Origin of the sequence: Nocardioides marmotae (assembly GCF_013177455.1) — a bacterium.
Classification (GTDB): Bacteria; Actinomycetota; Actinomycetes; order Propionibacteriales; family Nocardioidaceae; genus Nocardioides; species Nocardioides marmotae.
This window is the reverse complement of sequence record NZ_CP053660.1, coordinates 3,765,822-3,789,546: the sequence shown is the minus strand read 5'-3', so window position 1 is coordinate 3,789,546 and position 23,725 is coordinate 3,765,822. Positions and strand designations below refer to the sequence as shown.

At 74.1% G+C, this 23,725-nt stretch carries 21 protein-coding genes and 1 tRNA gene; 12 read left to right on the top strand and 10 right to left on the bottom strand.

Features of this window, described 5'->3' with window-relative positions:
• The first annotated feature begins 14 nt into the window (after nucleotides 1–14).
• From HPC71_RS17995 to HPC71_RS21190, 3 genes are all read left to right on the top strand, one after another.
• On the top strand, nucleotides 15–767 hold the full coding sequence (locus HPC71_RS17995) for an SDR family NAD(P)-dependent oxidoreductase (RefSeq protein WP_154615372.1): 753 nt from the start codon (nucleotides 15–17) through the stop codon (nucleotides 765–767).
• Nucleotides 768–832: 65 nt separating this feature from the next.
• Nucleotides 833–905 (top strand) — tRNA-Thr (locus HPC71_RS17990).
• Between the two features lie 120 nt (nucleotides 906–1,025).
• Nucleotides 1,026–1,157 (top strand): hypothetical protein, encoded by a 132-nt coding sequence (locus HPC71_RS21190; RefSeq protein WP_257866217.1) that lies wholly within the window; start codon nucleotides 1,026–1,028, stop codon nucleotides 1,155–1,157.
• A 56-nt stretch (nucleotides 1,158–1,213) separates the two neighbouring features.
• Here HPC71_RS21190 and pdxY read toward each other — a convergent pair whose 3' ends face one another.
• Complete coding sequence (gene pdxY, locus HPC71_RS17985) at nucleotides 1,214–2,065, bottom strand: pyridoxal kinase PdxY (protein ID WP_171897009.1); 852 nt, start codon at nucleotides 2,063–2,065, stop codon at nucleotides 1,214–1,216.
• 147 nt (nucleotides 2,066–2,212) lie between these two features.
• Between pdxY and HPC71_RS17980 the strand changes: the two genes are divergently transcribed.
• Nucleotides 2,213–3,838 (top strand): GMC family oxidoreductase, encoded by a 1,626-nt coding sequence (locus tag HPC71_RS17980; RefSeq protein ID WP_154615376.1) that lies wholly within the window; start codon nucleotides 2,213–2,215, stop codon nucleotides 3,836–3,838.
• A 1-nt stretch (nucleotide 3,839) separates the two neighbouring features.
• The gene (locus tag HPC71_RS17975; protein ID WP_154615378.1) at nucleotides 3,840–5,450 is read left to right on the top strand and encodes a succinic semialdehyde dehydrogenase; all 1,611 of its coding nucleotides are present in this window, start codon (nucleotides 3,840–3,842) and stop codon (nucleotides 5,448–5,450) included.
• Nucleotides 5,451–5,580: 130 nt separating this feature from the next.
• Here HPC71_RS17975 and HPC71_RS17970 read toward each other — a convergent pair whose 3' ends face one another.
• From HPC71_RS17970 to HPC71_RS17955, 4 genes are all read right to left on the bottom strand, one after another.
• Entirely contained in the window at nucleotides 5,581–6,360 is a 780-nt protein-coding gene (locus HPC71_RS17970; RefSeq protein ID WP_230084377.1) for a dioxygenase family protein, read from the bottom strand.
• 28 nt (nucleotides 6,361–6,388) lie between these two features.
• A complete protein-coding gene (locus HPC71_RS17965; RefSeq protein WP_171897008.1) occupies nucleotides 6,389–7,081 on the bottom strand; it encodes a uracil-DNA glycosylase in 693 nt (230 codons plus the stop codon).
• A 76-nt stretch (nucleotides 7,082–7,157) separates the two neighbouring features.
• Nucleotides 7,158–8,240: an SMP-30/gluconolactonase/LRE family protein gene (locus tag HPC71_RS17960; RefSeq protein ID WP_154615380.1), complete on the bottom strand. Its 1,083-nt coding sequence runs from the start codon at nucleotides 8,238–8,240 to the stop codon at nucleotides 7,158–7,160.
• Nucleotides 8,237–9,766, bottom strand: a complete 1,530-nt coding sequence (locus HPC71_RS17955; protein WP_154615382.1) for a flavin monoamine oxidase family protein — start codon at nucleotides 9,764–9,766, stop codon at nucleotides 8,237–8,239. Before HPC71_RS17955 ends, HPC71_RS17960 begins: the two co-directional genes overlap by 4 nt.
• A 59-nt stretch (nucleotides 9,767–9,825) precedes the next feature.
• On the opposite strand from HPC71_RS17955, the gene HPC71_RS17950 reads away from it, so the two are divergent.
• The 3 genes from HPC71_RS17950 to HPC71_RS17940 are packed head-to-tail and all read left to right on the top strand — an operon-like array spanning nucleotide 9,826 to nucleotide 12,043.
• Nucleotides 9,826–10,461: a TetR/AcrR family transcriptional regulator gene (locus tag HPC71_RS17950; protein ID WP_154615384.1), complete on the top strand. Its 636-nt coding sequence runs from the start codon at nucleotides 9,826–9,828 to the stop codon at nucleotides 10,459–10,461.
• Nucleotides 10,458–11,120, top strand: coding sequence for a class II aldolase/adducin family protein (locus HPC71_RS17945; protein ID WP_253943774.1), 663 nt, complete (start codon nucleotides 10,458–10,460; stop codon nucleotides 11,118–11,120). The genes HPC71_RS17950 and HPC71_RS17945 overlap by 4 nt, the downstream gene beginning before the upstream one ends.
• Nucleotides 11,117–12,043 carry a carbohydrate kinase family protein gene (locus HPC71_RS17940; RefSeq protein ID WP_154615386.1) on the top strand — a complete coding sequence of 309 codons (927 nt, stop codon included), beginning with the start codon at nucleotides 11,117–11,119 and terminating at the stop codon, nucleotides 12,041–12,043. The genes HPC71_RS17945 and HPC71_RS17940 overlap by 4 nt, the downstream gene beginning before the upstream one ends.
• 133 nt (nucleotides 12,044–12,176) lie before the next feature.
• Here the strand turns inward: HPC71_RS17940 and HPC71_RS17935 are convergent, their stop codons facing one another.
• Genes HPC71_RS17935 through HPC71_RS17925 form a run of 3 tightly spaced genes read right to left on the bottom strand, consistent with a single transcriptional unit; the run spans nucleotide 12,177 to nucleotide 16,475 of the window.
• Nucleotides 12,177–13,649 (bottom strand): pyridoxal phosphate-dependent decarboxylase family protein, encoded by a 1,473-nt coding sequence (locus tag HPC71_RS17935; protein WP_154615388.1) that lies wholly within the window; start codon nucleotides 13,647–13,649, stop codon nucleotides 12,177–12,179.
• Nucleotides 13,646–14,998: an MFS transporter gene (locus HPC71_RS17930; RefSeq protein WP_171897007.1), complete on the bottom strand. Its 1,353-nt coding sequence runs from the start codon at nucleotides 14,996–14,998 to the stop codon at nucleotides 13,646–13,648. The genes HPC71_RS17935 and HPC71_RS17930 overlap by 4 nt, the downstream gene beginning before the upstream one ends.
• 1 nt (nucleotide 14,999) lies before the next feature.
• A complete protein-coding gene (locus HPC71_RS17925) occupies nucleotides 15,000–16,475 on the bottom strand; it encodes an alpha/beta fold hydrolase (protein ID WP_154615390.1) in 1,476 nt (491 codons plus the stop codon).
• Between the two features lie 40 nt (nucleotides 16,476–16,515).
• Between HPC71_RS17925 and HPC71_RS17920 the strand changes: the two genes are divergently transcribed.
• Together HPC71_RS17920 and HPC71_RS17915 are read left to right on the top strand one after the other, a co-directional pair.
• Nucleotides 16,516–18,075, top strand: a complete 1,560-nt coding sequence (locus HPC71_RS17920) for an FMN-binding glutamate synthase family protein (protein ID WP_154615392.1) — start codon at nucleotides 16,516–16,518, stop codon at nucleotides 18,073–18,075.
• 5 nt (nucleotides 18,076–18,080) lie between these two features.
• Nucleotides 18,081–18,881, top strand: coding sequence for an LLM class flavin-dependent oxidoreductase (locus tag HPC71_RS17915; protein WP_216656455.1), 801 nt, complete (start codon nucleotides 18,081–18,083; stop codon nucleotides 18,879–18,881).
• Nucleotides 18,882–19,015: 134 nt separating this feature from the next.
• Here the strand turns inward: HPC71_RS17915 and HPC71_RS17910 are convergent, their stop codons facing one another.
• Nucleotides 19,016–20,452 carry an alpha,alpha-trehalose-phosphate synthase (UDP-forming) gene (locus HPC71_RS17910; RefSeq protein ID WP_171897006.1) on the bottom strand — a complete coding sequence of 479 codons (1,437 nt, stop codon included), beginning with the start codon at nucleotides 20,450–20,452 and terminating at the stop codon, nucleotides 19,016–19,018.
• Nucleotides 20,453–20,630: 178 nt separating this feature from the next.
• Here HPC71_RS17910 and HPC71_RS17905 point away from each other — a divergent pair, with 178 nt between their 5' ends.
• Together HPC71_RS17905 and HPC71_RS17900 are read left to right on the top strand one after the other, a co-directional pair.
• Nucleotides 20,631–21,920, top strand: coding sequence for a sensor histidine kinase (locus HPC71_RS17905; protein ID WP_154615396.1), 1,290 nt, complete (start codon nucleotides 20,631–20,633; stop codon nucleotides 21,918–21,920).
• Nucleotides 21,921–21,938: 18 nt separating this feature from the next.
• The gene (locus HPC71_RS17900) at nucleotides 21,939–22,586 is read left to right on the top strand and encodes a response regulator (protein WP_154615398.1); all 648 of its coding nucleotides are present in this window, start codon (nucleotides 21,939–21,941) and stop codon (nucleotides 22,584–22,586) included.
• 33 nt (nucleotides 22,587–22,619) lie between these two features.
• Here the strand turns inward: HPC71_RS17900 and HPC71_RS17895 are convergent, their stop codons facing one another.
• Nucleotides 22,620–23,630: a Gfo/Idh/MocA family protein gene (locus HPC71_RS17895; RefSeq protein ID WP_171897005.1), complete on the bottom strand. Its 1,011-nt coding sequence runs from the start codon at nucleotides 23,628–23,630 to the stop codon at nucleotides 22,620–22,622.
• Nucleotides 23,631–23,725 lie beyond the last annotated feature (95 nt).

The following is a 23,725-nucleotide window of genomic DNA, read 5'->3' as shown; positions in this document are numbered from 1 at the left end:
AGTACGGTCCGCGCATGACCTCCGCTCCCGCCCCCTCCTCCTCCGCCGGCGCCGACCAGCCGCGCGTCGTCGTCGTCACCGGGGCCGCCTCCGGCATCGGCCGCGCCACCGCCGAGCTCTTCCGCGACCAGGGGGCCACCGTCTTCGGCCTCGACGTCCAGCCCGGCGCGCCCGAGGGGGTCACGTACGTCGAGTGCAACGTCGCCTCCCGCGAGTCCGTCGAGGCCGCGATCGCCGGGTGCGCGCAGCACGGGCGGATCGACGTGCTCGCCAACGTGGCCGGCGTCGTGCAGTTCGGCCACTTCGACCAGATCACCGACGCCGAGTGGGACCGCGTCCACGCGATCGACCTCAAGGGCCCGTTCATGATGATCCAGGCCGCGCTGCCGCACCTGCGCGCCTGCGGCGGCAACGTCGTCAACGTCAGCTCGGTCGCCGGCCGCATCCCCCAGCCGTACGCCGTCGCGTACGCCGCCGCGAAGGGCGGGCTGACCCAGCTGACCCGGTCGCTGGCGCTCGAGCTCTCCCCGGAGGGCATCCGCGTCAACGCGGTCTGCCCCGGCACCGTGGACACCCCGATCGTCACCCACGTCGCCGGGATCATGCCCGCCGACATGGACCCCCGCGTCGCGGACCGGCTGATCATGATGCTCCCCGGCCCGGCCATCTCCCCGGCGGAGATCGCCGAGTCGATCGGCTACCTCGCCTCGCCCGCCGCCCGGATGATCACCGGCGCGGTCCTCGCCTTCGACGGCGGCATGGGCTGATCCCCGCCCCCGGCCCGCCGACTAGCATGTGCGCGGCCGGGCCGACCTCGCGTCGCCCCGGCCGCGCCGGTGTAGCTCAGTTGGTAGAGCGCCTCTCTTGTAAAGAGGATGTCGCGGGTTCGACTCCTGTCACCGGCTCCGCTGCCCCCGTCGCGTCCCTCGTCGGCGTGTGACATCCGCCCGGATCGGCTGGGACCGGCATGTCTCGCGGGGGCCTCGGGTATCGGCTCGGCAACCGATCAGGGGAGTGGTTCCACGATGGCAGCGCAGACGTCTGCACCGAGCACCACCGCGGCCCCGGAGGGCCGCGACACGATGATCGCCCTGGGGATGCTCTGGCTCATCCCGGCACTGGCCTTCCTGGCCGCGCTGATGATGGTCGGCGGCTGAGCCAAGCGCCGGGGCCGGCTCCTGGGTCCGACGCCTGAGGGGTCGGTCCCGCCGGGTCAGCGGACCTGACGGACCTCGAAGGATGCCGGCGGCGAGGCGATCGCGTCCTGCGCGGCGACCAGCTGGATCTCGCGGGTGCCCGCGGCGATGGTCGCCTCGAGCACCGCGAAGACCGACGAGGTCGTGCGCGAGAGCGCCTCGGCCGGGGAGCCGGTCGAGCGCAGGTGCGCGAGGTAGAGCGCGGCGGTGACGTCGCCGCAGCCGTTCGGGGCGATGGGCAGCAGCGGGGTGGTCACCACCCAGGCGCCGGCGTCGGAGACGGCGACGACGTCGAGGGAGCCCGCGGGCACGTCGTCGTGCAGCACGCTGGTGACCAGGACGTCGCGCGGCCCGCGGTCGCGCACGACGTCGACGGCCGCGAGGACCTCCTCGAGCGTGGTGGTCGCCCGGCCCGCGAGGAAGTCGAGCTCGAAGTGGTTGGGCGTGACGATGTCGGCGCGCGGGACGACGGTGTCGCGCATGTACTCGGGGATGCCCGGCTTCACGAACATGCCGCGCCCCACGTCGCCCATGACCGGGTCGCAGCAGTAGACCGCGTCGGGGTTGGCCGCCTTGACCTTCGCGACGGCGTCGAGCACGACCGCGCCGACGGCCGGGTCGCCCTGGTAGCCCGAGAGCACCGCGTCGGCCTCGCCGAGCACGCCGCGGTCCTCGATGCCGGCGATCACGTCCGCGACGTCGGCGGGCGCGAGCAGCGGCCCGCGCCACGCGCCGTACCCGGTGTGGTTGGAGAAGTGGACCGTCAGCACCGGCCACACCTCGTGGCCCAGTCGCTGCAGCGGGAAGACCGCCGCGGAGTTGCCCACGTGCCCGTAGGCGACCGAGGACTGGATCGAGAGGATCTTCACGGCGTTGATCCTCGCGTCCGATCCGTGGTCCGGCAAACTAGAACAAGTTCCAGTCATGCCCTACTGTGGGCGGCGACACATTCCGAGAGTATGTGAACTCATCGGGCCGCACCGCCGCCAGCGCGACGAATCACCCCAGGGGACGACATGGCCAAGACAGCCCTGAAGAACGAAGCCGACTACGTCGTGGTCGGCTCCGGCAGCTCCGGAGCGGCGATCGCCGGCCGGCTCGCCGAGTCCGGTGCCAGCGTGATCGTGCTGGAGGCGGGCAAGAGCGACAACCAGTTCCTCACCAAGAAGCCCGGGATGATCGGCCCGATGCACGCGGAGCCGAAGATCAAGCGGCTCAACGACTGGGGCTACTACTCGGTCCCGCAGAAGCACATCCTCGACCGCAAGATGCCGGTCCCGCGCGGCAAGGTCCTCGGCGGCTCCAGCTCGGTCAACGGCATGGTCTACGTGCGCGGCAACCGCGCGAACTACGACTCCTGGGCGGCCGAGGGCTGCGTGGGCTGGGACGCCGACTCGGTCAACGCGGCGTACAAGCGCATGGAGGACTACGAGGGCGGGGAGAACGCCTTCCGCGGCGTCGGCGGCCCGATCAAGGTCACCCGCAACAAGACCCCGCAGGAGGGGTCGCTGCAGTTCCTCCAGGCCACCGCCGACACCGTCGGCTGCCAGGTCCTCGACGACTACAACGGCGAGTCGCAGGAGGGCGTCGCGCGGATGCAGCAGAACGCCGCGGACGGCCTGCGCTACAGCGCCTCCCGCGGCTACATCCACCACCTCGCGCCGCCGACCCTCGACGTGCAGACCCAGGTGCTGGTCACCAAGGTCGTCATCGAGAACGGCCGCGCCACCGGCGTCCAGGTGCGCGACAAGGACGGCAGCCAGCGCACCATCCGGGCGGGCAAGGAGGTCATCCTCTCGGCCGGCTTCGTCGGCTCGGCGCAGATCCTCATGCTCTCCGGGGTCGGTCACGCCCAGCACCTCAAGGACCACGGCATCCAGGTCGTCGCGGACCTCCCGGTCGGCGACAACCTGCACGACCACATGTTCCACGCGATGACCTTCCACGCCACCACCTCGAAGATGCGCGGCAACGCGTTCTTCTTCGCCAAGGGCGTCGCCAAGGAGGTCGCGCGGCCCGGCTCGACGTTCCTGGCCAACTCCGTCTTCGAGATCCTCGCGTTCCTGAAGTCCTCCCAGGCCACGAACGTGCCCGACCTGCAGCTGCACCTGCTGCCCTGGTCCTACGTCACGCCGAACCAGGACGAGCCGATCCGCCACGAGGTCTCCCCGCTGCCGGCCCTGACGGTGCTGACCACGCTCATCTACCCGCGCAGCCGCGGCACCCTGCGGCTGGCCTCGGCCGACCCGACCGCGGCGCCGCTCATCGACCCGCAGTACCTCGCGGAGTCCGCCGACCTCGACCTGCTGACCGAGGGCTCGGAGACGGTCCGGGAGATCATGGGCGCGTCGGCGTTCGGCGGGGCGATCAAGGACGAGATCCACCCCGGCCGCAACCTGCGCGGCTCCGAGCTGCGCCAGGCGATCCTCAACCGGGCGACCTCGGTCTACCACGGCGTCGGCACCTGCCGGATGGGCGTGGACGAGCTGGCCGTCGTGACGCCGGACCTCAAGGTCCGCGGCGTCGAGGGGCTCCGCGTCGCGGACGCCTCGATCATGCCGTCGATCACCGGCGGCAACACCAACGCGCCCGCGATCATGATCGGCGAGCGCGGCGCCGACCTCGTCCTCGGGAGGGGCTGAGATGACCGCCACCGCGGACCGCTCGGCCACCGCGGGTACGCCGGCGGCCCCGGCGCGCCCGCGCCGGCCGGCGACCCTGAGCGACTCCTTCCTGCGCGAGCTCGTCGCGCGGGTGCCCGGCTCGGGCGGGCAGACGTGGGCCCTCACGGAGGTCTACACCGGTGAGACGCTGGTCCAGCTGCCCCAGTCGACCCCGGCCGACATCGAGCGCGCCTTCGCCGCCGCCCGCTCCGCGCAGCAGGAGTGGGCCTCCTGGCCGCTGCGCAAGCGGCTCAAGGTGTTCAAGAAGGCGCACTCGCTGCTCATCGACAACGCGCAGACCACCGCGGACCTCATCCAGGCCGAGAGCGGCAAGAACCGCCGGATGGCCGTCGAGGAGACCTGCGACCCGCCGATGGTGATCAGCCACTACCTCAAGCGGGCGCCCAAGCTGCTCAAGCCCGTCACCCGCGGTGGCCCCGTCCCGGTCGTCTCGACCTCCACCGAGATCCGCCAGCCCAAGGGTGTCGTCGGGATCATCGCGCCCTGGAACTTCCCCTTCGCCACCGGCCTCTCCGACGCGATCCCCGCGCTCATGGCCGGCAACGCGATCGTGCTCAAGCCTGACAACAAGACCGCGCTCTCCCCGCTCTACGGCATCTCGCTGCTCGAGCAGGCCGGGCTGCCGAAGGGCCTGTTCCAGGTCGTCTGCGGCGAGGGCCCCGACGTCGGGCCGACGCTCATCGACAACGCCAACTACGTGATGTTCACCGGCTCGACCGCCACCGGCCGGGTCATCGGCGAGCGCGCCGGCCGCAACCTCATCGGCTGCTGCCTCGAGCTCGGCGGCAAGAACCCGATGATCGTGCTCGACGACGTCGACGCCGAGGAGTGGGTCACCGGTGCGCTGTTCGGCGTCTTCGGCAACACCGGCCAGATCTGCATGCACATCGAGCGGATCTACCTGCCCGAGAGCCGGTACGACGAGCTGAAGGCCCGCTTCGTCGCCGCCGCCGAGAGCCTGCGCCTCGGCGCGGCGTACGACTTCGAGCCGGAGCTGGGCTCGCTGATCTCGGTCGACCACATGCGGCGGGTGCACAGCCACGTGCAGGACGCCGTCGCCAAGGGCGCCACGATCGTCACCGGCGGCAACCCGCGGCCCGACATCGGGCCGGCGTTCTTCGAGCCGACCGTGCTCGAGGGCGTCACCGGCGACATGCTCACCGGCTGCCTGGAGACCTTCGGGCCGGTCGTCGCGCTGCACCCCTACCGCAGCGTCGACCAGGCGGTCGCGCTCGCCAACGACACCGACTACGGGCTCAATGCCTCGGTGTGGGGCGCCGACGTCGACCGCGCCGTCGGTGTCGCCCGCCGCATCCACGCCGGCAACGTCAACGTCAACGACTCCCTCGCCACCGCCTATGCCTCCAAGGGCACCCCCTCCGGCGGCGTCAAGCAGTCCGGCGTCGGCGCCCGCCACGGCGACCAGGGCCTGCTGAAGTACACCGACGTCCAGAACCTCGCCGTGCTGAAGAAGCAGGTCATGGGCGCCCGCCCCGGCCAGGACTACGACGAGTACGTCAAGGGGATGCTCACCGGGCTGAAGATGATGCGGCGGACGCGGATCCGCTGACCGCGCGTCGATCGCGTGTCTCCATGGGGTGTCACGCGGTCACTTCCGGGTCATCGCGACCGCTTCTGGGTCAATATTTCGGCCCAGAAGCGGTCGCGTACCACCTATAGGTGGTACGCACGCCCCACCCTCACGCCACCTGCAACGACCGCTTCGACAACCCCATCCAGAACCCGTCGATGACCTGGGTGCCGGGGGTGGCGGGGTCGGTGGCGGCGCCGAGGGTGACGAAGAGCGGGGTGTAGTGCTCGACGGTGGGGTGGGCGTACGGCATGCCGGGCGCCTTCGAGCGGTACGCCGCGAGGGTGTCCACGTCGCCGCGGGCGAGGGCCTCGCCGGCCCAGGCGTCGAACTCCGAGGACCAGCCGGGGGCGGCGGCGTCGATGCGCCACGAGGTGAGGAACGGCAGCCCGTGGGTGAGGAAGCCCGAGCCGATGATCAGCACGCCCTCCTCGCGCAGCGGCCGCAGCCGCTCGCCCAGGGCGAGCAGGCGCTCGGGGTCGTGGGTGGGCAGCGACATCTGCAGGACCGGGATGTCGGCGTCGGGGTACATGATCCGCAGCGGCACCCACGCCCCGTGGTCGAGCCCGCGGGAGGCGTGCTGGTGGACGGGCTCGCCGTCCGGCATCATCGCCGCGACCCGGCGGGCGAGCGCGGTCGCGTCGGGCGTCTCGTAGGTCATCCGGTAGTACTTCGCGTCGAAGCCGCCGAAGTCGTAGACGAGCGGGGCGCCGCTGGCCGAGAGCGAGACCGGCGCGGACTCCCAGTGGGCGCTGACGATCAGGATCGCGGTCGGCCGGGGGAGGTCGGCCGCCCAGGCGGCGAGCTGGCCCGACCAGGTCGGGTCGTCGAGGAGCGGGGGAGCGCCGTGCCCGAGGTAGAGGGCGGGCATCGGCTGGGGAGAGGCCATGTCGACTCCAATGGTTGAGAGTTCAACCTTATTCCAGCGGGAGCCGCCAGTCCACTCCGTCCGCACCCTGGCGGGCGAGCAGGTCGTTGACGCCGCTGAACGGCCGCGACCCGAAGAAGCCGCGTCTCGCCGAGAGCGGGGAGGGGTGCGCCGACTCGACGTACGGCGTCGCGCCCAGCATCGGCTTGAGCGACTGCGCGTCGCGGCCCCACAGGATCGCGGCCAGCGGGCCGCCCCGGGCGACCAGCGCCTCGATCGCGCAGGCCGTGACCTCCTCCCAGCCGCGGCCGCGGTGGGCCGCGGAGGCGCCGGGCTGCACGGTCAGCACCCGGTTGAGCAGCATCACCCCGGCGTCCGCCCAGGCGGTGAGGTCGCCGTGCGCCGGCGTCTCGATGCCCAGGTCGCTGCGCAGCTCGGTGTAGATGTTGGTCAGCGACCGGGGGATCGGACGCACGTGGGCGTCGACGGCGAAGCTCAGCCCGATCGGGTGGCCGGGCGTGGGGTAGGGGTCCTGCCCCACGATCAGCACCCGGACGTCGGACAGCGGTCGGCGGAACGCGCGGAAGACGTGCTCGCCGGCGGGCAGGTAGCCCCGCCCCGCCTCGACCTCGGCGCGCAGGAAGCGCCCCATCTCCGCGATCCGTCCGTCCACCGGCGCGAGGGCTGCCGCCCAGTCCGGTGCGATGAGTCCCTGGTCCACGAGTCCGGCGAGCGCGCTCACGCGGGCGACGGTAGCCGCCCCCGGGCGCGGCTCGTGCCGCTGGAGCCCGGCGCCGCCGTGGGGCGGGTCGAGGGAGTCAGCGGCCGAGCCGGGCCCGCTGCGGCACGAACACCCGCTTGCCCCGCTCGCCGACCTCGACGCGGAGGATCGCCTGGTGCGCGCTCGTGCCGGTGATGACCGACTGGTTCGCCACCAGGACCGAGGTCCCGAGGAACGTCGCGCTGCAGGGAGTGTCGAACGGGATCGCCGAGCCGTTCTCCCCGAGCAGCGGCACGTCGGGGAAGCGGTCCACCTCGGCGCCGCGGGCGGTCAGCTCAACGAGCTGGTTGGTGCCCAGCAGGGCGACGTACAGGTGGCCGGACCGGCCGATGCCGAACCCGTCGGGCAGCTCCATCGGCCCCGAGCGCCACAGCGTGCGCAGCTCCCCGGGCCGGCCGCCCGGGCGGACGCCGAGCGAGAGGACCGCGCCGGTCGTCGGCAGCTGCGACCCGTCGAGGACCCACTGCTGGGAGAGCACCAGGTCGCCGCGGCCGGGCCGGTAGACCAGCCCGGTCGTGCCGAACTGGGTCCCCTCCAGCGCCGGGGCGGTGAACCACGCGCGCGGCGTCCCGCCCCGCGGGGGCACCCGCCACACGATCGGCTGGGCGTAGTCGCTGACGTACAGCTCGCCGCGCGGCCCCCAGGCCGCGTAGTTCGGCACGGCACCCTCGGGGAACGTCGCCACCCGTCGCCACCGACCGGTGCGCACGTCGAGGGTGAGCACGCGCCGGGTCGAGGTCTCGAGCACCACCAGCCGGCCGTCGCGGGTCTGCTGGGCGACCTGCACGCCGTGGCTGCCGTCGGTGACCTGCCCCGGGACCGGCCAGGACCGCAGCAGCTGCCCGCCGGCCGACCACTCGAAGACCCGGGACGGCACGCCGGTCGCCGAGCCGTTGACGTAGGTGCCGGCGTAGACCCGGCCGTTGGTGTGGGCGTGGACGTAGGCCGGGTAGCCCGGCGCGGGCACCAGCGAGAAGACCTTGGTGCGCCACTTCGGGACCTCGGCCGCGGCCGGCGCGGCGCCGGCTGCACCAGTGGCACCGGTGGCGCCGGCGGGTGCGGTGGCGAGGAGCGGCAGGCCGAGGACGAGGGCGGCGAGGAGCGCGACGATCCGGTTCACAGCTTCTCCAGCACCTCGATCGCGGCGCGCTTGCCGGCGCGGACCGCGCCGTCCATGTAGCCGCTCCAGTACGTCGAGGTCTCGGTGCCCGCCCAGTGCACCCGCCCGAAGGGCCGGCGGATCGCCGGGCCGTGGTCGACCAGCGTGCCGGGCGCGTGGAACGCGGTGGGGCCGCCGCGGGTCCACTGCTCCTTGGTCCAGTCCTGCTCGGTGTACTCGATCGGGCGCAGCGCCTGCTCGCCGAACATCGCGGCGAAACCCTCGAGCACGGCCCGGCGGCGGCGGGCGCGCGGCAGCACGCCGTACTCGCGCCAGGTGGAGCCGCCGACGAAGGCCAGCAGCACGCCCGGGCTGCCGTCGCGGGGGCTGTTGTCGAAGACCGCCCGCGCCGCCCCGGTGTCGTTGATGCCGAAGCCGTTGAGGCCGGCCTCGCGCCAGAACGGCTTCTCATAGACCGCGTCGCACTTCATCAGCCGGCCCATGTCCATGCTGCGCAGCAGCTGGGTGCGGCGCACCGGCAGCCGCGGGAACCAGTCGATGTCGAGCACCAGCGGCGGGGGCGCGGCGACGACGACCCGGCGGGCGCGCACGGTGCCGCGGCCGGTGTGGACGAGGACCCGGTCGTCGCGCTGCTCGATGCGCCGCACCGGTGCGCGCAGCGCCACGACGTCGCCCAGGCGCTTGGCCAGCCGCAGCGGCACGAGCTGGGAGCCGCCGACGAACCGCCGCTCCTGCGCGCCCTGGGCGGTGTCGGAGTTGCGGGAGAAGGTGCCGACGTTCTGCTCGTTGCCCGAGCAGGCGACGTACCAGAGCGTGAAGAGCAGGGACAGCTCGTCGGGGTCGGCCCCGAAGCCGGGCTGGGTCCAGGACTTGATCAGGTTGGTGACGCCGGGGGCGTTGAGCGAGCTGCGGCGGATGAACTCACCGAGGCTCATCCCGTCCCACTCGCGCGCCCGCGGGTGGTCCCAGGGCGCCTCGACGTCGATCTCCGCGGCGTACCGGTCGATCAGCGAGAGCAGGACCGCGGCGTCGGCGAGGATCGTCGGGTCCGGCGGGACGGTCCCGGTGAACGTCGTCCGGCCGGTCAGCGAGGAGATGTAGACGCTGCTGCCGGTGTTGTACTCCCGGAAGGTCGGGACGCCGAGCTCCTTGGCCAGCCGCAGGATGTGGTCCTGGGTCGGGCCGACGAACGCGCCGCCGGCCTCGATCACCCCGCCCGCCTCGAGCCGGTGGTTGAGCACCCGGCCGCCGACCCGGTCGCGGGCCTCGACGAGCAGCACCGACGCGCCGCCCGCGGCCACCTTGCGCGCGGCCACCAGGCCGGAGATGCCGGCACCGACCACGACCACGTCCACCCGGCGGGGGAGCGCGCCCTGGAGCCCGGTCACCCGGCCGGCGGGGTCGGCGAGGTCCGCGAGCGCGCCCGTGGGCAGGGCGGTGGCGAGACCGGTGCCGGCCGCCGCGGAGGCCGAGGCCCCCAGCAGGACGCGGCGGGAGAGCGACGGGAGGGCGTCGTACGGCGGCATGGGCGCTCCGATACCTGAAGGTGTGTCAGATTCAGGTCCGTAACCTACACTCTCCTCCCGTGCCTGCCGAGCCCCTTGTGACGACCACCTCGCGGCGCGTGCCGACGCAGGCGCGGAGCCGGCGGCGGGTCGAGAAGATGCTGGACGCCGCCGCGCGCCTGGTCGTGGAGCGCGGCGTCGAGGCGCTGACCACCCGCGACATCGCCGAGGCGGCGGGCGTGCCGGTGGCCTCGCTCTACCAGTACTTCGCCGACAAGGACGACGTCCTGGTCGCCCTCGCCGCCCGCGACATGGAGGAGATGGACGAGCAGGTCTCCCGCGACGTCACCACGCTGCTGGAGTCCGGCGCCGAGGTCACGCTGGCCTCGCTGGTGCGCACCGTGATGGAGGCCTTCGTCGCGGTCTACCACCGGCGGGCCGCCTTCGTCGTGCTCTACCTGCGGGGCCGCACCAACGTCGCGGTGCACCGCTTCGGGCGCGAGCACAACGCCAAGATCGCCGAGGCCCTCTACGAGCAGGCCCGCGCGTCGGGCCTCGCCGCGGGGCTGACCCCGCGGATGGCGCAGCTGGCCGTCGAGGTCGGGGACCGGGTCTTCCAGCTCGCCTTCGAGCACGACCTGCACGGGGACCCCGAGACGGTCGAGGAGGGGATCTGGATGGTGGCGGCGTACCTGGAGAGCCGGGCGGCGTCGTGAGCGACGCGATGCGCCGCGCGGTCGCGGACGCCGCGCGCCACCTCGCCGCGGCGGGCCTGCTCGTCGGGACCGCCGGCAACGTCTCGCTGCGCGCGGGCGAGCGGGTGGCGGTCACCGCGAGCGGGGTCGTGCTCGGTGACTGCACCCCCGACGACGTCACGGTCCTCGACCTCGGCGGCGCCGTGGTCGAGGGGCGGCTGCGGCCGACCTCCGAGCTCGACCTCCACCTCGGGGCGTACGCCGCCGGCGACCACGCCGCGGTCGTCCACACCCACGCGCCCTGGTCGACAGCGGTCGCCTGCGTCCTCGACGAGCTGCCGGTGGTGCACTACCAGCAGCTGCTGCTCGGCGGGGCGGTCCGCGTCGCGCCGTACGCCACCTTCGGCACCCCCGAGCTCGCCGCCGCCGTGACCGCCGCCCTCGAGGGACGCCAGGCCGCGCTGCTGGCCAACCACGGCTCGGTCGCGGTCGGGCCCACCCTCGCGAAGGCCGTCGAGCACGCCGAGCTGCTGGAGTGGCTGGCCGCGCTGCACCACCGGGCCGCGGCCCTCGGCACGCCGCGCGTCCTGACCGAGCAGCAGCAGGCCGCCGTCGTCGAGGCCGCCGTCCGCCGCCGCTACGGGACGCCCCAGGAGCTCGACCCGCAGGAGGAGTCATGAAGGTCGCGACCGTCGGGGTGCACGTCCTCGACACCCACGTGATCGGCGTCGAGTCGATCCCCGAGCGCTCCGACGGGCAGCTGGTCGAGCGGATCTCGCTGTCCCCGGCCGGCACCGCCGGCGGCACCGGCGTCGTGCTCAGCCGGCTCGGGGCGCAGGTCTCCGCCTTCGGCGCCGTGGGGGAGGACCCCGTCGCGCGGACCCTGCTCGCGCTGCTCGGGCACGAGGGCGTCGACGTCTCCGGGCTGGTCCGCAAGGCCGAGGCCCAGACCTCCGCCTCGGTCATCCCGGTCCGGCCGGGCGGCGAGCGCCCCGCGTGGCACTGCATCGGCGCGAACGGCGCCTTCACCCTCGACGACCTCGACCTCGGCGCGCTCGAGGGGATCACCCACCTCCACCTCGGCGGCCCGGAGTTCCTGGGCGGCGAGGCCGCGGGCCGGCTGCTCGCCCACGCCCGCTCGCTCGGCGCGACCACCTCCCTCGACCTGCTGGCGCCGGGGGATCCCGACATGCTGGCCTGGGTCGCCGACGCGCTGCCGCACACCGATCACCTGCTCCCCAACGACGAGCAGGTGCTCGGCTTGACCGGGGCCGCCTCGCTGGCCGACGGCGCCCGGGCCCTGCTCGACCACGGCGTCGGGACGGTCGCGGTCACCCAGGGCGCCCGGGGCGCGCTCGTCGCCACCGCGGCGGAGACCTTCGAGGTGCCGGCGTACGCCGTCGAGGTCGTCGACACGACCGGCTGCGGCGACGCGTTCTCCGCCGGCTACCTGCGCGGGCTCGCGCTCGGGCGGGACCTGCGTGGCGCCGCCGAGCTCGGCTGCGCCGTCGCCGCCCAGGTCGCGCAGGGGCTCGGCACCGACGCCGCGTCCTACACGCTCGCCTCTGTCGACGAGTTCGCCCGCACCGCTCCTCGCCGCTGAGCCGTCCTGCCGCCCGGCGGCTGTTCATCAAGGTATGCAGGTGAGTCGTCACTTCCCCGGGGCAGCTCCGCCAGGGGAGTGCCGGTCGGGCTGCATACCTTGATGAAGCGACGCCCGCCCTCCAGGCCCGGCCTCAGGCGGAGGTCGGCCGGCTGAGCCGGTCGAGGAACGTGACGAGCAGCGCCTCGCGCATCGCGGGGGAGGCCAGGTCGAGCATGGCGTTGACCTCGGCCATCCGCTCGGGCAGGGCGAGCCCGCCGTCGGCGGCCTCGCCGACCAGGCCCGAGGCCGCGAGCAGCCCGTCGAAGTCGTCGTCGGTGAGCGCGGCCGGGTCCAGGGAGCGGATGTAGTCCGCGACGCCCGCGTCGACCGCCACGGGGCCGGCGGCGACGGCGGCCGCGACGGACTCGCGCAGCGCCACGAGGAAGTCCCCGACCCCGGCCAGCGTCGCCGCGCTCACCGAGAGGTGGATCGTCGGCGGCTGGCCGGCGTGGGACATCTGCGGCTGGACGTACCACCCGCGGGCGGTCATCTCGTCGCAGACCGTGAAGGCGTCGCAGGTGGCGTCGGTGGCGAGCGCGACGAGGGTGGAGTCGGGGGCCGCCACCACGCGCAGCGCGTCGATGTCGGCGACCCCTGCCACGATCTGGTCGGTGGCCTCGAGGACGTCGGCGGTGAGGCGCTCGTAGCCGGCGTCGCCGAGGGTCCGCACGACCGCCCAGGCGCCCGCGGTGGGGCCGCCCGAGCGGGTGGACTGCATGGTCGGGTTGAGCATCGTGTAACCCGGCCAGGCGGCGGAGGCGAACAGCTGGGGACGACGCAGCGCCGGGGTCCGGTGCAGCAGGAGGGAGGTGCCCTTGGGGGCGTAGGCGTACTTGTGCAGGTCCACGCTGATCGACGTCACCCCGTCGACGGCGAAGGTCCACGGCGGCACGGCGCGGCCCAGCCGCGCGGCGTACGGCAGGACCCACCCGCCGATGCAGGCGTCGACGTGGCACCGGATGCCCCGGCTGCTCGCGAGCGCGGCGAGCTCGGTGACGGGATCCACGACCCCGTGGGCGTACGACGGCGCGCTGGCGACCACCAGCACGGTGCTGTCGTCGATCGCGGCCGCGGTGGCGGCGACGTCGGCGCGGAAGTCCGGGCCGACGGGGACCAGGCGCGCCTCGACGCCGAAGTAGTGGGCGGCCTTGTGGAAGGCCGCGTGCGCCGTGGCGGGCAGGACCATCGAGGGCCGGGCGACGTCGGGGCGGGCGTCGCGGGCGGTCTGCACCGCGAGCAGCACCGACTCGGTGCCGCCCGAGGTGACCGACCCGACCACGGTGTCCGGGGCGTCGAGCAGGCGGGCGGCGAAGGCGACCAGGTCGTTCTCCATCCGCAGCAGGCTGGGGAACGCGGTCGGGTCGAGCCCGTTGGAGCCGGCATAGGCCGCGACCGCCTCGCGGCCGACCCGGTCGACCTCGGCGAGCCCGGAGTCGTAGACGTAGGCCAGCGTGCGGCCGCCGTGCACCGGCAGGTCGGCCTGCTGGAGCGTGCGGAGCCGGTCGAGCACCTCCCCGGCGGTGGCGCCGGCGTCGGGGGAGGCGGGGCGGTCGGTCGTGGTCATGCGTCGACCTCATCGGCGTCGAGGCTGTAGCGGGCGAGCCACCACAGGCTCACCAGCACGAGCAGGGCGGGCAGGAGGGAGAAGCCGAGGACGATCGCGGTGACCGCCGAGTCCGGCTGGGCGGCGGCGCCGTCGGTGGAGGAGCGGTAGTCGCCGAGCGCGAGGACCAGCGCGAAGACCGCCGGGCCGAGCGCGAGGCCGAGCGTCTCGCCGGCGGTCCACACGCCGGTGTAGACGCCGGCGCGGCCGCTGCCGGTCCGGCGGGCGTCGACCGCGGCCGCGTCGGGGAGCATCGCCATCGGGAAGACCTGGCACCCGGCGTACCCCACGCCGGCGAGGGCGACCGCGGCGAAGACCACCGCGGTCGGCGCGACGTCGGAGAAGGCGGCGAGCGCGGCGCCGGCGGCGAGGAGCACCGAGGAGGCGACGTACCCGCGCTTCTTGCCGATCCGCTGCCCCAGCGCCGCCCAGGCGGGGGTGAGCAGCAGGGCGGGGCCGACGAAGCAGAGGAACAGCACCGTCGCGGCGCCGGTGCTGGCCAGGACGTCCTCGGCGAGGTAGTCGACGCCCGCGAGCATCGCGCCGGTCGCCAGCGCCTGGACCACGAAGGTGGTGAGCAGCAGCCGGAAGTCCCGCGCGGTCGCGACGATCCGCAGCTGGTCGCGCAGCGAGCCGGCGCCGGGCTCGACGGTGCCGACGGGTGCGTGGCGCGTGCCGAGGTAGGAGGAGACCACCCCGACGAGGATGATCAGCGCCATCACCACGCCCATGACGCGGTAGCCGTCGCGCCCGCCGACCGCGTCGCGGATCAGCGGCGCCGTGCCGCCCGCGACCAGGATCGTGAGGGCGAGGATCGCGACCCGCCAGGTCATCAGCCGGGTGCGCTCGTCGTAGGACGAGGTCATCTCGGTGGGCATGGCGACGTAGGGGACCTGGAAGAACGCGTACGCCGAGGCGCAGCCGAGGAAGCACACCAGCACCCACGCCGCCTCCAGGCCGGTGGCCATCGACGGCGCGGCGAAGATCAGCGCGAAGCTCGCCGCCAGCACGAGACCGGCGCGCAGCAGGAACGGGCGCCGGGGCCCGCGCGGGTCGGTGCTCCGGTCGCTGATCCGGCCGGCGATCGGGTTGAGCACCACGTCCCATGCCTTGGGCAGGAACACGATGACGCCGGCCAGGACGGCGGCGATGCCGAGGGAGTCGGTGAGGAAGGGCAGCAGCATGAGCCCTGGGACGGTGCCGAAGGCGCCGGTCGCGACCGATCCCGAGCCGTAGCCGATGCGTACGCCGCGGGGCAGCGCCGCCGGGGGCCCGGACGCCGCCGCCCGGGAGGTCTCCTGCGTGGCCACCTCAGCGCGCCAACGACCGGGAGCCGCCGGAGCCGTAGCGCCGGGTCGGGTTCGTGCCGATCGCGTCCGAGCCGGCGGCCTTCGTGGTCCGGGTCGCCGTGGCCTTCCTCGCGGTCGTCTTCTTGGCGGCGGACTTCTTGGTGGCGGTCCTGGTGCTCGCGCTCTTCTTCGCGGTGGCCTTCTTCGCCGCCGTCTTCGTGGTGGCGGCCTTCTTGGCCGGCGTCTTCTTCGTTGCCGTCTTCTTCGCGGGCGTCTTCTTGGCGGCCGTCTTCTTCGCCGCCGCCTTCTTCACCGCCGCCTTCTTGGCCGGGGTCTTCTTGACGGTGCCCTTCCTGGCGGCGCCCTTCGCGGCGGCCGGCCCGTCCACCGGCGGGGCATCGGGCCGCGCGGCGGAACGCCCCGACCACTGCTCGAACCACTCGTCGAGCACCTCCCAGGTGGTGCCGCGGGCACCGCGCCCGGTCAGCATGCCGAGGTGGCCGCCGGGGACGATCTCGAAGCGGACCTCCTCCGACGAGCTCAGGTGCGGCAGCAGCGCGCGGACCGCGCCGACGGGCGCGATGCCGTCGTTGGCGCCGGCGAAGACCAGCACCGGCGCGGCGACCTCCTCCAGCCGGATCGTGCGGTCCCCGAGCACGACCTCGCCGGTCTTGAGCACGTTGCCCTTCACGAACCGGTGGTAGAGCTGCCCGAAGGAGCGGCCGGGGTAGGCCGTCATGTTCGCGGTGAACCGGTCGACCGCCTCGAGCTGGGCCAGGAAGTCGGTGTCGTCGAGATGGGTGGCCACGGCCAGCGGCTTGGTCACCAGCTTCTGGAAGGAGCTGAGCTGGAAGGCCCACCGCACCAGCGGCGTCGGCGCGCCGCCCATCGCCTGGTAGGCGCGGGTGATCGCGCCCCGCCCGTCGGTGGGGTTCAGGTTCAGCAGCGGGCGCAGGGGCGCGACCAGGGGGACCTGGGAGACGTCGAACGGCGTGCCGAGCGCGGTCAGCGACGCGACCGGGAGCCCGGCGTCGACGGCCGCGGCGAGCAGCGTGAAGATGCCGCCGAGGGACCACCCGACGACGTGGACGGGTCGACCGCCGGCGTGCCGGGAGACCTCGCGGATCGCCGCCGGCACGACGTCCTCGACCCAGTGCTCCATGCCGAGCGAGCGGTCGCGGAAGGAGACCTGCCCGTACTCCACGAGGTACGTCGGCCGCCCGGTGTCGAGCAGGTGCTCGACCAGCGAGCAGCCGCGCCGCAGGTCGAAGCAGATCGCGGGCGCGGCCAGCGGGGTCACCAGCAGCACCGGGTCGCCCGGGTCGCCCTGCTCACCGGCGCTCGCGAGCGGCCGGTAGTGGTACAGCTCGCGCATCGTGCCCTCGTCGATCAGGGTGCGCGGCATGGGGCGCAGGTCCGCCAGCCCGCCGTAGAGCAGCTTGTGGGCCAGGTTGCCCGCCGCGGAGACGACCTGGTCGGGCTTCGGGACGAGGTCCATGGGGCGCAACGTACCGGGCGATGCGGGTACCGCACAGGACATGAGCTGGACGAAGATCGCCGCCGTCGGCGCGGCCGCCCTCGGGGCGGTCGCCGCCCACGACCTCACGCAGCGCAAGCACGCGATCCTGCGCAACTTCCCCGTGGTCGGACACCTGCGCTACACCCTGGAGCGGTTCGGCCCCGAGCTGCGGCAGTACATCGTCACCTCCAACGACGAGGAGCGCCCCTTCTCCCGCGACCAGCGCCGCTGGGTCTATGCCTCCTCCAAGGGCGAGAACACCTACGTCGGGTTCGGCACCGACAACGACATCGAGAACAGCTCGGGCTACCCCGTGGTCAAGCACCGGACCTTCGCCGGCCCCGGCGCCGCCACCGCCCCGCACGCCGAGGAGAACGTCCCGCTGCCGATGGGCAAGGTGCTCGGCGGGCCGCGTGGCCGCACCAAGGCCTTCCGGCCGGGCTCGATCGTCAACATCTCCGGCATGAGCTTCGGCTCGCTCTCGGGCAACGCCGTCGAGGCGCTCAACCGCGGCGCCGCCCTGGCCGGCTGCCTGCAGAACACCGGCGAGGGCGGGCTCTCGCCGTACCACCGCAACGGCGGCGAGCTGATCTTCCAGATCGGCACGTCCTACTTCGGCTGCCGCGACGCCGAGGGCCGCTTCGACCTCGCGCGGCTCAGGGACCTCGTCGCCTCCGCGCCGGTCCGGGCGCTGGAGATCAAGTTGTCGCAGGGCGCCAAGCCCGGGCTCGGCGGCATGCTTCCCGGCGCGAAGGTGAGCCCGCAGATCGCCGAGATCCGCGGCATCCCCGTCGGGCAGGACTGCGCCTCGCCGAGCCGGCACACGGCCTTCTCCGACACCGACTCGATGCTGGACTTCGTCGAGCTGCTGGCCGCAGAGACCGGGCTGCCGGTCGGCATCAAGTCCGCGGTCGGTGACATGACCTTCTGGGACCAGCTGGTGACCTTGATGAGCAGCCGCGACCGCGGCGTCGACTTCGTCACCATCGACGGCGGCGAGGGTGGGACCGGCGCGGCGCCGATGGTCTTCTCCGACTCGGTCGCCTATCCCTTCCGGCTCGGGTTCGCCGAGGTCTACCGGCGCTTCGCCCGCGCGGGGCTCCAGGACGAGGTCACCTTCCTCGGCGGCGGCAAGCTGGGGCTGACGGAGAACGCCGTCGTCGCGCTGGCGCTGGGCGTCGACGGGATCAGCGTCGGCCGGGAGGCGATGCTCGCGATCGGCTGCATCCAGGCGCAGAAGTGCCACGCCGACACCTGCCCGACCGGCGTCGCCACCCAGGACCCGCGGCTGGCCCGCGGGCTCGACCCGGCGCTGAAGTCGGTGCGCGCGGCGACGTACGTCGCCTCGTTGCGGCGCGACCTGCTCAAGATCGCCGAGGCGGTGGGCGTGGTCCACCCCGCCCTCATCGGGCCCGACGACGTCGACCTCGTCGACGGGACGCGCGCGGCCACGAGCCTGCGGGAGGCCTACGGCTACGAGCCCGGCTGGGGCCTGCCGAGCCCGGAGCTCGCCGCCACGATCGAGGACCTCGTGCTCGGCCGGCTGCCCGACGACCCCCACCCCGCCGTGGCACGCTGACCCGGGTGAGCACCGGGATCGTCTTCCGCCCCCAGCAGCCGCCCGAGGACCTGCGCGCGGTGGTCCGCGCCGCCGACGAGGCGGGCGTGCCGGAGCTGTGGCTGTGGGAGGACTGCTTCCTCGACGGCGGGCTGACCGCCGCGACCGCGGCGCTGGCCTGGTCCGAGCGGGTGCGGGTCGGCGTCGGCCTGCTGCCCGTGCCGCTGCGCAACCCGGCCCTCGCCGCGATGGAGATCGCCACCCTCGCCCGGCTCTGGCCGGGCCGGCTCGTGCCGGTGCTCGGCCACGGCGTCCAGGACTGGACGGCTCAGGTCGGCGGCGCGGTCGGCTCGCCGCTGACGCTGCTGCGCGAGCACACCGAGGCCGTCCGCGACCTCCTCGACGGCCGCCGCGTCGACGCCTCCGGACGGTACGTCGCCCTCGACCGCGTCGCGCTCGACCGGCCACCGGCCCAGCGGCCGCCGCTGCTCGTCGGCGCGCGCGGCCCGCGGACCGTCCGGCTGGCCGGCGAGGTGGCCGACGGCGTGCTGCTCGACGACTCCGGCAGCGACCCCGCCTCGGTCCGCCGCGCCCGCGGCCTGGTCGACGAGGGCCGCTCGGCCTCGGGCCGACCCGGCCGGGCGGTCGTCACCGTCTACGCCGAGGTCGACCCGACCGAGGCCGACCTGCCCGCCCGGGTCGCCGCGCGGGTCGGTGAGCTGCGCGAGGCCGGGGCCGACACCGTCGTGCTGCAGGGCACCGCCGAGCAGCCCGACCCCCGCCCGCTCCTCGACGCGCTCGCCGCCGCCGGGCTGCTGCCTGCCTGAGCGGCGTACTTCTCAGGCGAGTCCTGCACTTATCAGGGGAGATCTGCCCCGATAAGTGCAGGAGTCACCGGTTAACCGGTGACCCCGACAGGCCCCGACAGGCCCCGGCAGGACCCCGGCAGGCCCCGAGCGCCCTACGACCGCTTCGCCGGCCGGACGGCCTTGCCGTGCGAGCCGGGGACCTCGGCGAGCTCGCTCATGAACGCGTCGGCCCACGCGGCGACGTCGTTCTGGGCGACGGTCCGGCGCATCGCCTTCATCCGCCGACGGGTCTCGCGGTCGTCGGCGCTGTAGGCGTCGAGCAGGGCCGACTTCATGCCGTTGATGTCGTAGGGGTTGACCAGCCAGGCCTGGCGCAGCTCGTTCGCGGCGCCGGCGAACTCCGAGAGCACCAGCGCGCCGGTGTCCTCGAGCCGGCACGCGACGTACTCCTTGGCGACGAGGTTCATGCCGTCGCGGTAGGGCGTGACGACCATGACGTCGGCGGCCCGGTAGAGCGCGGCCATCTCCTCGCGGGGGTAGGAGGAGTGCAGGTAGCTGATCGCCGGGCGGCCGATCCGGCCGAGGTCGCCGTTGACCCGGCCGACGAGGCGGTCGATGTCGTCGCGGAGGATGCGGTACTGCTCGACCTGCTCGCGCGAGGGCACCGCGACCTGCACGAAGACGGCGTCCTCGACGTCGAGGTGGCCGTCGGCGATGAGCTCGCTGAAGGCGCGCAGCCGGGCGTAGATGCCCTTGGTGTAGTCGAGCCGGTCGATGCCGAGGAACACCTTGCGCGGGTTGCCGAGCGCCTCGCGGATCTCCGCGGCGCGGGCGGCGACGGGTTCGGAGCGGGCCATCGCCTCGAAGCCGGCGGCGTCGATGGAGATCGGGAACGCCGCGGCGCGGACGGTGCGGCCGTCGGGCAGGTAGACCAGGTCGCGGTGGGTCTTGTGGCCGACGCGCTGGCGGACCAGGCGCACGAAGTTCTGCGCGCCGCCGGGCAGCTGGAAGCCGATCATGTCCGCGCCGAGGAGCCCCTCGAGGAGCTGGCGGCGCCAGGGGAGCTGCTGGAAGAGCTCGGCCGGCGGGAACGGGATGTGGAGGTAGAAGCCGATCCGCAGGTCCGGGCGCAGCTCGCGCAGCATCAGCGGGACCAGCTGCATCTGGTAGTCGTGCACCCACACCGTCGCGCCCTCGGAGGCCAGCTCGGCGGCCTTCTCGGCGAAGCGGCGGTTGACCGAGACGTAGGAGTCCCACCACTCCCGGTGGAACTCCGGCTTGGCCACGAGGTCGTGGTAGAGCGGCCACAGGGTGGCGTTGGAGAAGCCCTCGTAGTGGCCCTCGATCTCGGCCTGGGTCATCGACATCGGCACGAGCTTCATGCCGTCGGCCTCGAACGGCTCGAGGTCCTCGTCGGTCCCGCCGGGCCACCCGATCCAGGTGCCGTCGTTGGCGCGCATCACCGGCTCGATGGCGGTGACCAGGCCGCCGGGCGACGTCCGCCAGCCCATCGTCCCGTCCGGCTGCTCCACCCGGTCGACCGGTAGTCGGTTGGCCACGATCACGAGGTCGGCAGACACGGTGCTCACCCTAGGGGAGTGCCCAACCCGCCTCGGCCCCACACGGCTCGGAGCGGGGGCGGGGCGGGCCGGTCGCGGGCAGGGTCCGGGTGGGGTCCGGGTGGGGCCCGGGTGTCGGGCTGGCCCCACCCCGGTCGTCGTGCTGGCAGGATCGTGCCCGACCGCTCGGCCGACCAGGCTCGGAGCCATGACCACGACCACCATGAGACCCCCCACCGCCCTCCCGCACGGCTTGGTGCGGCGCACCCTCCTCGACAGCGCCTACGCGCTCAGCTCCTTCGTCCTCGCGCTGCCGGCGTTCGTGCTCGCGGTGACCCTGCTCAGCCTCGGCGCGGGGCTGGTCGTGATCGTGTACGGCGTCCTGGTGCTCTCCCTGGCCGCGATGGTCGCCCGCGGGTTCGCCCGCCTCGAGCGGCACCGCCAGCGCACGCTCCTCGGCCGCGAGGCGCCCACGCCGGCCTACCTCTGCGCCCGCGAGGGCGACGGCCTGCTGCGCCGCGCCGTCACCCCGCTGCGCGACCCGCAGTCGTGGCTCGACCTGACCTGGTCGATCGTCGGCCTGGTCACCGGCTCGCTCGCCTTCCTCGTCACGGTCGTCTGGTGGGCGGCGATCGGGTCGGGGGCGACGTACTGGTTCTGGCAGATCTGGCTCCCCGACGGCGAGGACGACGGTGGCCTGGCCGAGCTGCTCGGCCTGGGCTCCGGCGCGGTGGCCGAGTCGCTGCTCAACGCCGCTCTCGGCGTGGTCGCCCTGCTCACGCTGCCCTGGGCCGTCCGGGCGGTCGCCGCGCTCCACGCCGGCCTGGCCTGGAGCCTGCTCAGCGGGCGCGCCGAGCTCCAGCAGGAGGTACGTCGCGTGGAGACCGGCCGCAGCGCCGCGCGCAGCGCGGAGGCGGAGTCCCTGCGGCGGCTCGAGCGCGACATCCACGACGGCCCGCAGCAGCGGATGGTCCGCCTCGGGATGGACCTCGGGCGCGCCCGGCGCCAGCTCGAGTCCGACCCGGACCGGGCCGCGGCGACGATCGAGGAGGCGCTGGCGCAGGTGGGGGAGACCGTCGAGGAGCTGCGCTCGCTCTCGCGCGGCATCGCGCCGCCGCTGCTGGTCGACCGCGGCCTCCAGGTCGCGCTGGAGGACCTCGCCGCCCGCAGCGCGGTCCCGGTCGAGGCCGACATCGACGTGCCCGCCGGCCTCCCGCCGCACGTGGAGACCACGACGTACTTCGTGGTGAGCGAGGCGCTCACCAACGTCGCCAAGCACAGCGGCGCGAGCTCCGCGCGGGTGCACGTGCGCGACGCGGGCGACGCGCTGCTGGTCCGGGTCGAGGACGACGGCGCCGGGGGCGCGCACGAGGCCAAGGGGCACGGCCTGGCCGGGCTGCGCCAGCGGCTGCTCGCGGTCGACGGCTCGCTGGGCCTGGAGTCGCCGGCCGGCGGGCCGACGGTGGTCTCGGCGCTGGTGCCGACGGGGGCGCGGTGAGGCGGCGGTGAGGTGGGGATGAGGATCGTCGTCGCGGACGACTCCTTCCTGCTGCGCGAGGGGCTCCAGCTGCTCCTCGCCGAGGCCGGCCACGAGGTCGTGGCCTCGGTCGCGGACGGCCCGGCCTTCGTCGCGGCCGTGCTCGAGCACCGCCCCGACGTCGGCATCGTCGACGTGCGGATGCCGCCCAGCCACACCGACGAGGGGCTGCGCGCCGCCGTCGAGGTGCGCCGGGCCTGGCCCGAGGCCCGGCTGCTCGTGCTCTCCCAGTACGTCGAGGTCGCCTACGCCGCCGACCTGCTGGCCGCCGGCCAGGGCGGGGTGGGCTACCTGCTCAAGGACCGCGTCGCCGACCTCGACGACTTCACCGCCGCGCTCGACACCGTCGCCCGCGGCGGCACCGCGCTCGACCCGCAGGTGGTGCGCCGGCTGATGGGCGCGCGCCGCGACCCGCTCGCCGCGCTCACCCCGCGCGAGCACGAGGTCCTCGCACTGATGGCCGAGGGGCGCTCCAACAGCGCGATCGCCGAGGCGATGGTGGTCAGCCTCGGCGCGGTCGAGAAGCACACCCAGCGGATCTTCGCCAAGCTCGGCCTCGCCCCCGACGACGGCGCCGCCCACCGCCGGGTCGCCGCGGTGATCAGCTACCTGCGCTCGGCCGGCTGACCGCCCGGCCGCTCAGCTCAGCCGCTCAGCCGCTCAGCCGAAGGAGACGCCGACCTGCGCGCGGACCGCGTCCATCTGCCGCATCAGGGTCAGGGTCTGCGTGTGCGGCACCCACGGGCTCTCCCGCAGGCCGGCGCGCAGGCAGCGGCCCACCTCGGCGATCTCGTTGCCGTAGCCGCGGCCGATGACCGCGTCCTCGGCGAGGATCTCGACCGGCTCGCGCGCCGCGTCGCCGTCGCCGCCGTCGTACGGCGTGAACGTCGCGCGGGTGGGGTGGTGGAAGTCGGGGACGTCGATCCGGCCGAGGTCGGTCGCGATCGCGGCGGCCCGCGAGGACCACGAGGTGATCGAGGCGGTCATGGTGGCGAGCGCGCCGCCGGGGTAGCGGCCGCTGATCGCGACGTCGAGGTCGATGCCGCGGTCGGAGAGGTCGGCGGTGCCGGTCAGCTGCTCGGCCTCGCCGAGCACGAGGTGGGCGAAGGTCAGCGGGTAGATCCCCATGTCGAGCAGCGCGCTGGCGCCCAGGGCCGGGTCGAGCATCCGGTCGTCCGGTCCGGCGTCGACGCGGAAGCCGAGCTCGGCGTGCAGGTGGCGGGGCGTGCCGTACCGGCCAGCGCGCACCTGCTCCGCGACCGTGCGGACGAGCGGGTGGCACGCGGTCCACATCGCCTCCATGAGGAAGCGGTCGTGCTTCCCGGCGAGGCGGACCATCTCCTCGGCGTCGGCGGTCGAGAGGGTCAGCGGCTTCTCGCACAGCACGTGCTTGCCGGCCTCGAAGGCCAGGCGGGCGTGCTCGAGGTGCAGGGCGTGCGGACTGGCGACGTACACGACCTCGACGTCGGGGTCGGCGACCAGCTCCTCGTAGGAGCCGTGCGGCCGTCCGCCGTGCTCGGCGGCGAACGCCGCTGCGGCCTCCGCCCGCCGGGACCCGACCGCGACCAGCTCGGCGTCGGGCACGAGCGCCAGGTCGCGGGCGAAGGTGCGGGCGATCTTGCCGGTGGCGAGGATGCCCCAGCGGGTCGGTGCGGCGGCTGGCTCGGTCACGCCGCCGAGACTCCCACAACACCGGTGGACGGGCCGGGCGATGCGAATGACACCGCTGTGGTTCGTCGCCTACAGTGACGTCCGGACACCCATCG